The organism is Sphingopyxis sp. DBS4, from assembly GCF_024628865.1.
In the GTDB taxonomy this organism is placed as follows: domain Bacteria; phylum Pseudomonadota; class Alphaproteobacteria; order Sphingomonadales; family Sphingomonadaceae; genus Sphingopyxis.
This window is the reverse complement of the sequence record NZ_CP102384.1, coordinates 2807550-2820057: the sequence shown is the minus strand read 5'-3', so window position 1 is coordinate 2820057 and position 12508 is coordinate 2807550. Positions and strand designations below refer to the sequence as shown.

14 protein-coding genes are annotated in these 12508 nt (G+C 66.4%); 12 read left to right on the top strand and 2 right to left on the bottom strand.

Annotated elements, in window-relative coordinates; all coding sequences use genetic code 11:
* Window positions 1–46 precede the first annotated feature (46 nt).
* Complete coding sequence (locus tag NP825_RS13375; protein WP_257544274.1) at window positions 47–217, top strand: hypothetical protein; 171 nt, start codon at window positions 47–49, stop codon at window positions 215–217.
* 61 nt (window positions 218–278) lie between these two features.
* Here the strand turns inward: NP825_RS13375 and NP825_RS13370 are convergent, their stop codons facing one another.
* Window positions 279–938: a TetR/AcrR family transcriptional regulator gene (locus tag NP825_RS13370; RefSeq protein WP_257544272.1), complete on the bottom strand. Its 660-nt coding sequence runs from the start codon at window positions 936–938 to the stop codon at window positions 279–281.
* A gap of 147 nt (window positions 939–1085) precedes the next feature.
* Between NP825_RS13370 and NP825_RS13365 the strand changes: the two genes are divergently transcribed.
* From NP825_RS13365 to NP825_RS13315, 11 genes are read left to right on the top strand one after another with little or no spacing between them, the layout of a single operon-like run.
* Window positions 1086–2252 (top strand): amine dehydrogenase large subunit, encoded by a 1167-nt coding sequence (locus NP825_RS13365; RefSeq protein WP_257544247.1) that lies wholly within the window; start codon window positions 1086–1088, stop codon window positions 2250–2252.
* On the top strand, window positions 2252–2770 hold the full coding sequence (locus NP825_RS13360) for a MauE/DoxX family redox-associated membrane protein (RefSeq protein ID WP_257544245.1): 519 nt from the start codon (window positions 2252–2254) through the stop codon (window positions 2768–2770). The genes NP825_RS13365 and NP825_RS13360 overlap by 1 nt, the downstream gene beginning before the upstream one ends.
* Window positions 2767–3357, top strand: coding sequence for a redoxin family protein (locus NP825_RS13355; RefSeq protein WP_257544243.1), 591 nt, complete (start codon window positions 2767–2769; stop codon window positions 3355–3357). Before NP825_RS13360 ends, NP825_RS13355 begins: the two co-directional genes overlap by 4 nt.
* A 30-nt stretch (window positions 3358–3387) precedes the next feature.
* A complete protein-coding gene (locus NP825_RS13350) occupies window positions 3388–3942 on the top strand; it encodes a methylamine dehydrogenase light chain (protein WP_257544240.1) in 555 nt (184 codons plus the stop codon).
* A complete protein-coding gene (locus NP825_RS13345; RefSeq protein ID WP_257544238.1) occupies window positions 3942–4382 on the top strand; it encodes a cytochrome c in 441 nt (146 codons plus the stop codon). The genes NP825_RS13350 and NP825_RS13345 overlap by 1 nt, the downstream gene beginning before the upstream one ends.
* Complete coding sequence (locus NP825_RS13340) at window positions 4379–4849, top strand: cytochrome C (protein WP_257544236.1); 471 nt, start codon at window positions 4379–4381, stop codon at window positions 4847–4849. Before NP825_RS13345 ends, NP825_RS13340 begins: the two co-directional genes overlap by 4 nt.
* Before the next feature lie 38 nt (window positions 4850–4887).
* Window positions 4888–6510: a TonB-dependent receptor gene (locus tag NP825_RS13335; RefSeq protein WP_257544234.1), complete on the top strand. Its 1623-nt coding sequence runs from the start codon at window positions 4888–4890 to the stop codon at window positions 6508–6510.
* Window positions 6507–7115 carry a TonB-dependent receptor domain-containing protein gene (locus NP825_RS13330; RefSeq protein WP_257544232.1) on the top strand — a complete coding sequence of 203 codons (609 nt, stop codon included), beginning with the start codon at window positions 6507–6509 and terminating at the stop codon, window positions 7113–7115. The genes NP825_RS13335 and NP825_RS13330 overlap by 4 nt, the downstream gene beginning before the upstream one ends.
* Before the next feature lie 12 nt (window positions 7116–7127).
* Window positions 7128–8537, top strand: coding sequence for an aldehyde dehydrogenase family protein (locus tag NP825_RS13325; protein WP_257544229.1), 1410 nt, complete (start codon window positions 7128–7130; stop codon window positions 8535–8537).
* Complete coding sequence (locus NP825_RS13320) at window positions 8534–10126, top strand: AMP-binding protein (protein ID WP_257544227.1); 1593 nt, start codon at window positions 8534–8536, stop codon at window positions 10124–10126. Before NP825_RS13325 ends, NP825_RS13320 begins: the two co-directional genes overlap by 4 nt.
* Complete coding sequence (locus tag NP825_RS13315; protein WP_257544225.1) at window positions 10123–11772, top strand: AMP-binding protein; 1650 nt, start codon at window positions 10123–10125, stop codon at window positions 11770–11772. Before NP825_RS13320 ends, NP825_RS13315 begins: the two co-directional genes overlap by 4 nt.
* Before the next feature lie 23 nt (window positions 11773–11795).
* Here the strand turns inward: NP825_RS13315 and NP825_RS13310 are convergent, their stop codons facing one another.
* On the bottom strand, window positions 11796–12401 hold the full coding sequence (locus NP825_RS13310) for a cytochrome b (protein WP_257544223.1): 606 nt from the start codon (window positions 12399–12401) through the stop codon (window positions 11796–11798).
* Window positions 12402–12508: the final 107 nt, after the last annotated feature.

The following is a 12508-nucleotide window of genomic DNA, read 5'->3' as shown; positions in this document are numbered from 1 at the left end:
CGCCCGCACTGGAAGGGGCGGATCAACAGTCAAGGAGAGAAAGTCCATGCGTAACGTTGCCAAACTCGCCGCCGCCGGTGCCTTGTCGCTCGCAATCGTCAGCGGAACCGCTTTCGCGGCGACCGCGCCCGCCAGCCAGCCGGCGAAGACCGCGGTGACCAAGAAGGCCCCGGCCAAGCACGTCGCCGCGAAGAAGGTCGAAAAGAAGGCCCACTGATCGGCCTCATCCTCTCCGTCCGAAAAGGCCGGTCCGCACCCGCGGGCCGGCCTTTTTTTTGTCATAACCTTTTGATTTCGCCCGGGCGCAATGTACGCGCCAGATGGATGAACGAGCGGCGCGCGATCACTTCGAGCATCGGCATCTGCTTGCGCCATGGCTTTTCATAGCCCGCGAACATCGTCATCCCTTCCATTGACCCCGAAATGAACAGCGCCAATATCTCGCGCTCGTCGTCCGGAAGCGCTGGATTGATCTCGGCAATGAGTTCATTGAGCGAGGCGCGCGCGCGCTCGTAAAGATCGTTCATCCGGTCGTGAACGAATTCATCGTGGTTCGCCATCGCCCAGAGTTCGGGGAAGAATCGCGTCGTTTTCTTGGTGGTGATGTCCTCGAGGATTAGCGCGACCAGATTCCCGAGCCGCGCTTCCGCGCTCGCGCCCGGTTCGTGGAGGATCTCGTCGAAGGATTCTTCATAGCTGCTGATCACGGCATTCAGCAGTTCGCGAATCAGATCCTCCTTCGATCTGAAATAATAGTTGAGGCTGCCGACGTTCATGCCCGACTCGGCGGCGATGCGGCGAAGCGTCAAAGCCGATGCGCCGTGGTTCACGAGCAGCGACAGGGCCGACCGCAATATCTGTTCGAAGCCATCCTGACCGCGCGCATAACCCCCGATCCGCGGTGCGATCTTCAGGTCCGGAACGATGAAATTGGTCAATTTTCTTGGCCTCCTGCGCTTCCGCGTAGCCAACTCGCCTCTCTCGGGCAAGCGTCCGACTTTACTCGATTGACTAAATTTAGTCGATCGCATAATGTTTGGATGCGGGCCACCAGAGCCCGGTGCAACAGATGAGGGAGACGGAGGATGGCGCGCATCGACCGAGCGGCGGCTCTTGCCATATTGTTGATGTCGGCGAGCGCATCGAGTGCCGCGGACTATCCGCAGCCGCTGCCCGAAGAGCCGGTCCCGACCGTCGCCGAACTTCCCGAACATTATCCGGGCAGCTGGGTCTTCGTGCAGGACCTGCACTTCAACAGCCTGCCCGACGGCCGTGCGGCGATCGTCGACGTCGGTGCCGAGAATAATAATCTGCGCGGACAGATTCCCGTCGCGCAGTTCGGCGTCATGCTGCCCTCGACCACGCGCGGCGAAATCTATGTCGGCGAAACCTTCTATTCGCGGCTGACGCGCGGCGAGCGGACCGACGTCATCACCATCTGGGACACGAAGACGCTGACCCCCAAGGACGAGATCGTCCTGCCCGGCGGCAAGCGCGGGCTGTTCGTCACACTGCGCAACAGCCTGCAACTCACCAATGACGAGAAATGGGCGCTGGTGTTCAACTTCACGCCCGGCTCGTCGGTCACCGTCGTCGATCTCGACGGCCGCAAGATATTGTCGGACATCGAGCTTCCGGGTTGCTCGCTCGTCTATCCGACCGGGCCGCGCGGCTTCACCTCGCTCTGCGCCGACGGGACGATGACCAGCATCGCGCTCGACGCCGCGGGCAAGGCCGGGCCGGCCGTGACCAGCGCCGTGTTCAACGACATCGACGACGATCCGCTGTTCATGACCCCCGCGATGGTGGGGCGGACGGGCTGGTTCGTCAGCTTCAAGGGCCATGTGCGCGCAATCGATTTTTCAGGCGCCGCTGCCAAGGATCTCGGCAGTTTCGCGCTTCCCAAGCAGGATGGCGGCGAACCCGAATGGCGCCCGGGCGGCTGGCAGGTGATCTCGGCCGACCGCGCCGGGCTGCTCTACATCCTGATGAACCCCAAGAGCGGCGAGGGAACGCACAAGGACGGCGGGACCGAAGCGTGGGTGATCGATCCGAAAACGAAGACGCTGGTCCGCCGCATCGCGCTCAGGAACCACAGCGTGTCGATCGAGGCGACGCAGCAGGAAAAGCCGCTGCTCGTCGCCTCGCGACCCGACGGATCGCTCGACGTCTATGACGCGGCGAGCGGCGCGTTCGTCCGCACGATCGTCAGTGTCGTGCACGATCCGATGACGATGACGGCGGCGCGCTGATGGCCGCCCTGCTTCCCGTCCTCGCGCTGTTCCTCGCCCTCGTCCTGACGACTGCGGCGGCGCACAAGCTGGTCGAGCGCGCGCGGCTGACGCGGGCGACCGCGGGCCTGCTGCGCCTGTCGCCCGCCGTCGCGATGCCGGTGACGATAGCGGCGGCTGCGACCGAGTTCGCGGCGGCGCTCGCGCTGTTCTTTCCCGCTTCGCGGCCGACCGGCGCGCTGCTCGCCGCGCTGCTGTGGGCCGGATATGGCGCTGCCTTGCTCACGGCGCGGCGGCGCGGCGACGGCGGGCTCGATTGCGGCTGCGATTTCGGTGCGCGCAAGAGCGGGATCGGCCGCTTCGCCATCATCCGCGCCCTGGCGCTCGCCGCCGCCGCGCTGCTGCTTTGCCTCTCTCCCGCCGGGGGCGGCGGCATCGACATTCCGTCGATCTTCGCCGCCCTCGCCTTTGTCGCGCTGCTCTTTGCTGCCGGCGAGCTCGCCAGCCTTCCCGCACCTCGCAGGAGTGTCACTCGATGACCGGATTTTTCCTCGCTTCGCAAATATTGCTCTGGATCGCCATCGCCGTTCTCGGCGTCCTCGTCGCGGCGCTCGCGCGGCAGGTCGGCGTTCTGCACGAGCGGATCGCGCCCGCCGGCGCGCTGACGCTGCACCAGAAGGTCAATGTCGGCGACATGGCGCCCGCGATGACGCTCGATACGCTGAACGGCGGGCAGGTCGCGATCGGCGGCAAGCGTCACCGCCGTGGCCAGCTCCTCTTCTTTCTCTCGCCCGACTGCCCCGTCTGCAAGACGCTCCTCCCCATCGTCCGCTCGGCGAGCGGTGCCGAGCACGACTGGCTCGATGTCGTGCTGGCGAGCGATGGCGATCCCGCCGCGCACCGCCGGCTGGCGATCGCCGAGGGGCTCACCGGTTTCGACTATGTCCTGTCGGAGGAACTGGGCCGGTCGCTCGGCGTCTCGAAGCTCCCCTATGCGGTGCTGATCGACGAGGAGGGCCGCATCGCCTCGCTCGGCCTCGTCAACAATCGCGAGCATCTGGAAAGCCTGTTCGAGGCCAAGGAACGCCGCGTCGCCTCGATTCAGGATTATCTCGCGCGCGGTTGAGCCGGGCGAAACGACAGGAAGGGGACGAATATGTCGGGTCTCGACAAATTTTCGGAGAAGGTGACGCGCAACGTCGCGCGCGCGACCTCGCGGCGCAGCCTGCTGACGCTGATCGGTGGCGCGCTGACCGGCGCGGCGGTCATCCCGGTGCTGCCGGTGTCGCGGGCGCAGGCGCAGACCCACGGTGACGGTGGCGATCCGGTCGCGCCGCAATCGAGCGGCAATCCGCAGGATCCCGGCGACCAGACGAAGTGCGATTATTGGCGCTATTGCGCGATCGACGGCTTTTTGTGCAGCTGCTGTGGTGGCTCGCCGAGTTCGTGCCCGCCGGGGACCGAAATGTCGCCGATCACCTGGATCGGCACCTGCCAGAACCCCGCCGACAACCGCGCCTATATCATCAGCTATAACGACTGCTGCGGCAAATCCTCGTGCGGGCGCTGCCTGTGCAACCGCAACGAAAACGACCGGCCGATGGTCCGCCCGCAGGCGAACAACGACATCAACTGGTGCCTTGGCACCTCGAGCTCGGTCTATAATTGCTCGACCGCCGTGATCCTCGGCGTCGCGCTGGAGCAGCAGTGATGCGGCGGCTGGCGACGCTCCTTGCCCTGGCCGCGCTGGCGGCGGCAGCGCCGGCGACCGCGCAGGACGGCGCGACGATCTACAAGCGTTGCGCGGCCTGCCATCTGGCCGACGGATCGGGCGTGCCCGGCGCCTTTCCGCCGCTGAAGGCCGATGTCCGCGCGCTCGCGGCGACGGCCGCCGGGCGCCGTTACCTCGCGCTCGTCGTGATCCGCGGCGTGTCGGGACCGATCACCGTCGCCGGGAAAGTCTATCGCGGAACGATGCCGGCGCAGGGCGGACTCAATGACGCGCAAATCGCCTCGGTCCTCAACCATGTGGTCCGCGGTTCGTCGGCGAAAGCCTTCACGGCAAAGGAGATCGCGGGCTACCGCGCGGGGGGCGCCTCGCTCACTTCCGCCGCCGTGGCCCGGTTGCAGCCGAAGGTCGGCGGCAAATGAAGTGGCTGGCCGTTCCCGCGCTGATGCTGGCGACCGGGGCGGCCGTGGCGACACCCGGCCCGGCCAGTCCGGACGCGATCCCCGGCGTCGCCAACCCGGTGCGCGCGCGGCAGCACTGGATATTGCAATGCCAGGGATGTCACCGCCCCGATGCCACGGGAACGCCGCAGACCGCCCCGACCATGGCGGGCTTCGTCGCGCGTTTCCTGCAGGTGCCGGGCGGGCGCGAATATCTGGCGCGGGTGCCGGGCGTCGCGACGGCGGCGCTGTCCGATGCCGATCTGGCGGAGGTGGTGAACTGGTCGCTGGCGCGGTTCGACCCGGCGCATCTGCCCGCCGATTTCAAACCCTACACGGCCGCCGAAATCGGCCGGCTGCGGAGCAAGCCGCTGCGGGCCGAGGCGAGCGCGCTGCGCGCGCGGCTGGTGGCGGAGTTTGACGAGACGGACGTGACGACACCGAAATGACGACAGGAAAACAGCGATAAAAACAGGGAGGATGTTCGATGATCAAGGTGAATGAAGGTGGGGCGGTGCGCCCCATGCTGCTGCTGATGCTGCTGACCGGAGCGTCGGTGCCGGCGCTGGCTCAGGAAGCCCCCGCTGCTCCCGCTCCGGCCGAGACGGTCGCCGACGACGGGACCGACATCGTCGTCACCGCGCAGAAGCGATCCGAACGGCTCCAGGACGTTCCGATCGCGGTCAGCGCGCTCGGCGGCGATGCGCTCGACAAGCAGCGGGTGACGCAGGCCGACGAACTCGCGGGCAAGATCGTCAATCTTCAGCTCACTTCGACCGTCGGCGACAACACCCCGATCTTTGCGCTGCGCGGCGTGTCGATGTCCGATTACAGCCTCAACCAGGCGAGCCCGGTCGCGACCTATTATGACGAGGTCTACAAGGGCAATTTTGCCTTCCTCGGCGTCGCGATGTACGACCTCGAACGCGTCGAGGTGCTGCGCGGGCCGCAGGGCACGCTCTACGGCAAGAACACCACCGGTGGCGCGGTCAATCTGATCAGCCGGGCGCCCGAGCTGGGCGGCACCGACGGCTATCTGAACCTCGGCTATGGCAATTACGACCGCTACGAGGCCAATGGCGCACTGAACGTGCCGCTCGGCGAGACGGTGGCGGCGCGCGTCGCCTTCACCTTCGCGCGCGCCGACGGTTGGTTCAAGAACCAGCTTCCTGGCCAGCCCGACCTTGCCAGCGTGCGCGAATATGGCGTGCGCGGCAGCCTGCTGTTCGAGCCGAGCGACAGTGCGCGCTTCGTGCTCCGCGCCTCGACCAGCTACCAGAATCCGCGCAATTACGGCATCTACGCCCAGCCCGAGGCGGTGAACCGGCCGGGACTGGGGCGGCGTCAGATCGAAGCGAACGTCACCGACCGCCGCCGCGCGCGCACCTGGTCGGTATCGCTGACCGGCACGGTCGATCTCAGCGACGCGCTTGCGATCACCAGCGTTACCTCGTGGGACAAGGGCCGGCTGGCCTTCTATGAGGACACCGACGGAACCGCGACCGAACTGCTCGAAATCCCCTATACCGACCGGGCAACGCAATTCGCGCAGGACCTGCGGCTGACCAGCGATTTCGACGGCCCGTTCAACTTCATCCTCGGCGCCTATTTCAATCGCGAGAAGGTCTATAACGAAACGACCTTCGAGATCGGCAAGGACATCGACGTCGACGGCAACGGCGTGATCGACGTCGACGACTGCGCGGCCGGGCTTCCGCTCGCCTGCCTGTTCCGCAACAGCTTCGATCAGGTCAAGAAGAGCTATGCCCTCTATACCGACATGAGCTTCGAGGTCACCGACCAGCTCACGCTGCGCGGCGGCCTCCGCTTCACCTACGACAAGGGCGTGCAGAGCAATTTCGAATCGAACGCTCTTGGCGTCGACGGCGTCCTCGTCGCGAACCTGATCCCGCCGTCGCGGCTCGATTACAGCACCGAAAATCTGTCGGGCAAGATCGGCGCCGATTACAAGATCAACCCCGACGTGATGGTCTATGGCAATTACAGCCGCGGCTATCGCGCGCCGAGCTTCAACGCGCAGGCCTTTTTCGATCCGTCCGAACTGTCGGTAGCGAAGGCGGAAAAGATCGATGCGTTCGACTGGGGTTGAAGAGCCAGTTCGCCGACCGCCGTGTCACGCTCAACATGGCGATGTTCCATTACACCTACAGCAACCAGCAGTTCATCAACGTCGATCCGGGCACCGCGGCGCAGACCCTGCTCAACATCCCGCGTTCGCGCATCCAGGGCGGCGAGGCCGAACTGACCGTCCGCGCGGGCGACATGGTGACATTGCGCGGCGGCCTTGGCCTGCTCAGCACCAAGATCAAGCGCGGCACGGTGAGCGGCGTCGACGTCAGCGGCAACCGGCTGTCGAATGCGCCCAAGCTGACCTTCACCGGCGGCTTTGACGCGACGGTGATCGACGGCGGCAGCGGCAAGGTCAGCCTGCACGGCGACCTCAACTATTCGTCGAACCAATATTTCGAGGTGCTCAACGTCCCCCGGCTGCGGCAGAAATCCTATGCTCTGTTGTCGGGGCATATCGACTGGGAATCGGCCGACGGGCGCTGGACGGCGTCGGTCTGGGGCAAGAATCTCGCCAATAAATTCTACTTCACCTCGCGCGTCGACCTGCTCGCGGGCTTCGGTTTCGACTATAACCATGTCGGGACTCCGCGAACCTATGGCGTGACCGTGGGCGCGAAATTCTGATCGGAGAGAGGCATGTCTGACTATAAGATGCTGATCGGCGGCCGGCTGGTCGACGGCGATCACGAGATGGACGTCATCAACCCCGCGACCGAGGAGGTGTTCGCGACCGTCGCGCGCGCCTCCGAGCGGCAGGCCGACGAGGCGATCGAGGCGGCGGCCACGGCCTTTCCCGCCTGGGCCGAGGTGCCGATGGCCGAGCGGCAGGCGAAGGTCGCCGAACTGGCCGATGCGATCGCCGCCGACGCCGACACATTCGCCCGGGCGCTGACGCAGGAACAGGGCAAGCCGCTCGCGGAGGCGCAGGGGGAACTCGCCTGGACCGACGGCTATCTGCGCCATTATGCGACGCTCGAGATCGCCGAACGGACGATCCAGGACGATGCGAGCGGGCTGATCCAGGTGCGCCGCAAGCCACTGGGCGTCGTCGCGGGGATCATCGCCTGGAACTTCCCGCTGCTCGTCGCCTGCTGGAAGATCGGCCCGGCGGTGATTGCGGGCAATACGATCGTGCTGAAGCCCGCGCCGACGACGCCGGTCACCGCGCTGATGCTGGGCGAGCTGTGCCAGACAATCTTCCCGCCGGGGGTGGTCAACATCATCGTCGATGCCAACGACCTCGGCGGATACCTGACCGCCGACCCGCGCATCGCCAAGGTCGGCTTCACCGGATCGACCGCGACGGGCAAGAAGATCATGGCGAGCGCCGCCGACGGGCTCAAGCGGCTGACCCTCGAACTCGGCGGCAACGATCCGGGGATCGTGCTGGGCGATGTCGACGTTCGCGCCACCGCGCAGGGCATCTTCAACGCCGCCTTCCTCAATTGCGGGCAGGTGTGCCTCGCGATCAAGCGCGCCTATGTCCACGACAGCATTTACGACGCGATGTGCGAGGAACTGGCGCGGCTGGCCGAGGCGGCGGTGGTCGACGACGGGCTGGCGCAGGGCGCGCAGATCGGCCCGATCCAGAACAAGGCGCAATATGAAAAGGTGAAGGCCTTCCTCGACCGCGCCCGTGCCGACGGCACCATTGTCGCGGGCGGCGAGGTGATGGACCGCGCCGGTTATTTCCTGCGCCCGACGATCGTCCGCGATGTCACCGACGGCGATCAGATCGTCGACGAGGAACAATTCGGACCGATCCTGCCGGTGATCCGCTTTTCGGACGTCGACGACGTCGTCGCGCGCGCCAATGCATCGCCCTATGGCCTCGGCGCGTCGGTGTGGTCGCGCGACGTCGATCGCGCGCTGGCGGTCGCGGAGCGGATCGAAAGCGGATCGGTGTGGGTGAACCAGCATGTCGCCATCGGCCCGCATATCCCGATGGCGGGGGTCAAATCCTCCGGCCTCGGGGTCGAACAGGCGGAGGAGGGGCTTGCCGAATATACGCAATTGTCGGTGATCAACGTGGCGCGCGGCGGATGAGCGAAGCCTTCGACTGGAATCCGCCGCCGCGCTATAATTTCGCGCGCGACGCGATCGACCGGCTGGCGAGCGAAAGACCCGGCGATCGCGCGATGCTGTGGACCGACGGCGCAGATGTTGTCATCGATCGCAGTTTTGCCGAATTGTCGGATCATGCCGCGCGCGCCGCTGCAGTGCTGCGCGCGGCGGGCGTCGGGCGCGGCGACACGGTGCTGATCCTGATGTCGCGTGAGATCGAATGGTGGGAGCTGATGCTCGCCTGTTTGCGGCTCGGCGCGATCGCTTCGCCCGGCACCGTCCAGCTCACGCCCAAGGATATCGCCTATCGCTGCGAAGCCGCTGAGGCGCGCTGCATCATCGCTGGCATCGACGTCGCGCCGCGCGTCGACGAAACCCCCGTCGATGCCGCGATGCCGCTGATCCACATCGGCGGCGCCCGCGCCGGATGGATCGATTACAGCGCGGCCAAGGCGGCCGTCGAACCACTGGCCGAGATCGCCGACACCGCGTTCGACGATCCCGCGCTCTGTTATTTCACCAGCGGCACGACCGGCCAGCCCAAGATGACGATCCACGGCGCGGGCTATCCGCTGGCGCACGAGATCACCGGCCGCTTCTGGCTCGACCTTGGCCCCGGCGACCTCCACTGGAACATGTCGGACACCGGCTGGGCGAAGGCGGCGTGGAGCAGCCTGTTCGCGCCGTGGCTGATGGGTGCGGCGATCTTCGTCCACCATGCGCCGGGCTTCGACCCCGTCGCCGCGATGAACCTGCTTGAAATGCATCCGGTGACGACGCTGTGCGCGCCGCCGACCGCCTATCGCATGTTCGTGCGCGCCGATCTGGACGGACGGTCCTTCCCGCATCTTCGCCACTGCGTCAGCGCCGGCGAGCCTTTGAATCCCGAGGTCATCGACCTGTGGAAGAAGGCGACCGGGCTCGATATCCATGACGGCTACGGTCAGACCGAAACCGTGCTGCTTTGCTGCAACCGCGCCGGCGCGGCGCGGCAGGGCGCGATGGGCCGCCCGACGCCGGGGATCGATCTGGCGGTGATCGGCCATGACGGTGACATTCTGCCGCCGGGCGAGGAGGGCGACATCGCGCTGCGCGTCGGCGAACGCCGCCCGCCCGGCCTGTTCCTCGGCTATCGCGGCGACGCGGACCGCACCGCGAGCGTGTTCAGGGACGGCTGGTATCTGACCGGCGACCGCGCGACGGTCGATGCCGACGGCTATTTCTGGTTCGTCGGCCGCGCCGACGACGTCATCCTCTCTTCGGGCTATCGCATCGGGCCGTTCGAGGTCGAGAGCGTGTTGTTCGAGCATGAAGCGGTCGCCGAAAGCGCCGTCGTCGCCAGCCCCGACCCGACGCGCGGCGAGGTGGTGAAGGCCTTCGTCGTCCTCGCGGCCGGACACCGTCCGTCCGACGCGCTCGTCACGGCGTTGCAGGATCATGTTAAGCGGACGACGGCACCCTATAAATATCCGCGCCGCATCGAATTCGTGGGCAGCCTGCCCAAGACGGTCAGCGGCAAGATCCGGCGCAAGGAATTGCGCGATGCAGAGTTCGGGAAAGCGGACGCATGACTGACAGCTTCGTTCGCGGCGACGACAGCCCGCCGCTCCTCGATAGGACGATCGGCGATTGTTTCGACCGGGCCGTACTTCGCGATCCCGAAGGCGAGGCGCTGGTCGTTCGGCATCAGGGCGTGCGCTGGACGTGGCGCGCGCTCAAGGCACGGGTCGATGCCGTTGCAGCGGGGCTGCTCGAACGCGGGCTGAAGCCGGGCGACCGCGTCGGCATATGGGCGCCCAATTGCGCCGAATGGGCGATCGTCCAGTTCGCGACCGCGAAGGCGGGGCTGATCCTTGTCAACATCAACCCCGCCTATCGCGTCGCCGAACTCGACTATGCGCTGAACAAGGTCGGCTGCGCCGCGTTGATCTTCGCGCCGTCCCACAAGAGCAGCGATTATGTGGCGATGCTCGGCGAACTCGCGCCCGAACTGGCGACGGCGGCGCCGGGTCAACTGCGCGCCGCGCGCCTTCCCGACCTGCGGCTCGTCGTGGTGCTCGGCGACGCGCCCCACGCCGGTTGCCTGCCGTTCGCGGCGCTTGCCAGCGACGCCACCGGCGCGCTCGCGGATATCGCGATCGATCCCGATGGGCCGGTCAATATCCAGTTCACCAGCGGCACCACCGGCTTTCCGAAGGGCGCGACGCTGTCGCACCGCAATATCCTGAACAACGGGGCGTTCGTCGGTGCGCGGATCGGGCTGTCCGCCGCCGACCGGCTGTGCATCCCGGTGCCGCTCTATCATTGTTTCGGCATGGTGATGGGCAACCTCGCCTGCGTCGTCCACGGCGCGACGATCGTCTATCCGGCCGAGGCGTTCGATCCGCAGGCGGTGCTCGAAACCGTCGAGGCCGAGCGCTGCACCGCGCTCTACGGCGTGCCGACGATGTTCATCGCGGCGCTGAACCATCCCGATTTCGACCGGTTCGACCTGTCGTCGCTGTGCACCGGGATCATGGCGGGGTCGCCGTGCCCGATGGCGGTGATGCGTGAGGTGATCGACCGGATGCATATGGAAGAGGTCACCATCGCCTATGGCATGACCGAAACCAGCCCGGTCAGTTTTCAGAGCGATCCGGGCGATCCGCTCGACCTTCGCGTATCGACCGTCGGGCGCGTCCAGCCGCATCTGGAGGTCAAGTTGATCGACCTTGGCGGCAACATCGTTCCGCGCGGGCAGACCGGCGAACTGTGTACGCGCGGTTATTCGGTGATGCTCGGCTATTGGGACGATGCGGAGCGAACCGCCGAGGCGATCGACGCCGACGGCTGGATGCACACCGGCGACCTCGCGACCATCGACGAGGCGGGCTATTGCCGGATCGTCGGGCGCATCAAGGACATGGTGATCCGGGGCGGCGAAAATATCTATCCGCGCGAGGTCGAGGAATATCTTCTCACCCATCCCGATATTCTCGACGTTCAGGGCGTCGGCATTCCCGACCGGAAATATGGCGAGGAACTATGCGTCTGGATACTGTTGCGCGAAGGCGCGGCGATGAGCGAGGATGCTGTGCGCGCCTATTGCCGGGGCCGCATCGCGCATTTCAAGATTCCGCGCCACATCCTCTTCGTCGACGACTTTCCGATGACGGTGACCGGAAAGGTGCAGAAATTCGCGATGCGCGAGCGCACGCTGGAACTGCTGAAGGGATAAGGCGCGCCGACGATCGCGGGAAGTCAGGGCGCGGGGACGGAGCGTTCACCCGGAGCCTGAAAAGGCGGCATCCGCCCGGCGGCGAGCTGGCGTTCGATCTGATGCTTGAGCGCTGCGGCGACGTGCAGCACGAGCAGCGCCAGCTTCACGAACACGAGCAGTTCGTGGATGCCGCCGATCGCTTCGCCGGCATCGTCCGACACGCCGGGGATCAGCGGCAGGGGGATGCCGCCAAGCAGAGCGGTGCTGGTCTTGCCCTCGGCGCTCGCGCCTCCCGACACGGCCATCAGCCCGGTCAATGGAAGCGCGATGAGCAGGACATAGAAGGCCCGGTGCGTCCAGACGCTCGCGATGCGTTCCCAGCGCGGCAATTCGGTCGGGAAGGGCGGCGGCGGGTGAACAAGGCGCCAGCCGAGCCGCACGAGCGCGAGAACCAGGATCGTCGCGCCGATCGTCTTGTGGACGGTGAAAAGATCGCCGCGCGCCGCGCCGCGTTCCATACCGGCAAAGGCGAAACCGACGACGAACTGCGCCACCACGATCAGCGCCGTCAGCCAGTGCAGCAGCACCGCGCCATTGTCATAGCGCAGCAGCCGCTCCTGCGGCGTGGCTTCGGGGACGGTCGCCATGCAGTATCAACGCGCGGGAGGCATTTCGGATGCATGCGGCATCTCAAGGACCGGCCGCACGGGCCGTCGCCGCTCTTCCGCTCTCGCGCGTCTATCGGGTCGGGGCT

Excerpts from the sequence above, each read along its gene's own strand:
- NP825_RS13375 (WP_257544274.1), top strand. The coding sequence starts at position 47 with ATGCGTAACGTTGCCAAACTCGCCGCCGCCGGTGCCTTGTCGCTCGCA.
- NP825_RS13365 (WP_257544247.1), top strand. The coding sequence starts at position 1,086 with ATGGCGCGCATCGACCGAGCGGCGGCTCTTGCCATATTGTTGATGTCG.
- NP825_RS13360 (WP_257544245.1), top strand. The coding sequence starts at position 2,252 with ATGGCCGCCCTGCTTCCCGTCCTCGCGCTGTTCCTCGCCCTCGTCCTG.
- NP825_RS13355 (WP_257544243.1), top strand. The coding sequence starts at position 2,767 with ATGACCGGATTTTTCCTCGCTTCGCAAATATTGCTCTGGATCGCCATC.
- NP825_RS13350 (WP_257544240.1), top strand. The coding sequence starts at position 3,388 with ATGTCGGGTCTCGACAAATTTTCGGAGAAGGTGACGCGCAACGTCGCG.
- NP825_RS13345 (WP_257544238.1), top strand. The coding sequence starts at position 3,942 with ATGCGGCGGCTGGCGACGCTCCTTGCCCTGGCCGCGCTGGCGGCGGCA.
- NP825_RS13340 (WP_257544236.1), top strand. The coding sequence starts at position 4,379 with ATGAAGTGGCTGGCCGTTCCCGCGCTGATGCTGGCGACCGGGGCGGCC.
- NP825_RS13335 (WP_257544234.1), top strand. The coding sequence starts at position 4,888 with ATGATCAAGGTGAATGAAGGTGGGGCGGTGCGCCCCATGCTGCTGCTG.
- NP825_RS13325 (WP_257544229.1), top strand. The coding sequence starts at position 7,128 with ATGTCTGACTATAAGATGCTGATCGGCGGCCGGCTGGTCGACGGCGAT.
- NP825_RS13320 (WP_257544227.1), top strand. The coding sequence starts at position 8,534 with ATGAGCGAAGCCTTCGACTGGAATCCGCCGCCGCGCTATAATTTCGCG.
- NP825_RS13315 (WP_257544225.1), top strand. The coding sequence starts at position 10,123 with ATGACTGACAGCTTCGTTCGCGGCGACGACAGCCCGCCGCTCCTCGAT.
- NP825_RS13310 (WP_257544223.1), bottom strand. The coding sequence starts at position 12,401 with ATGGCGACCGTCCCCGAAGCCACGCCGCAGGAGCGGCTGCTGCGCTAT.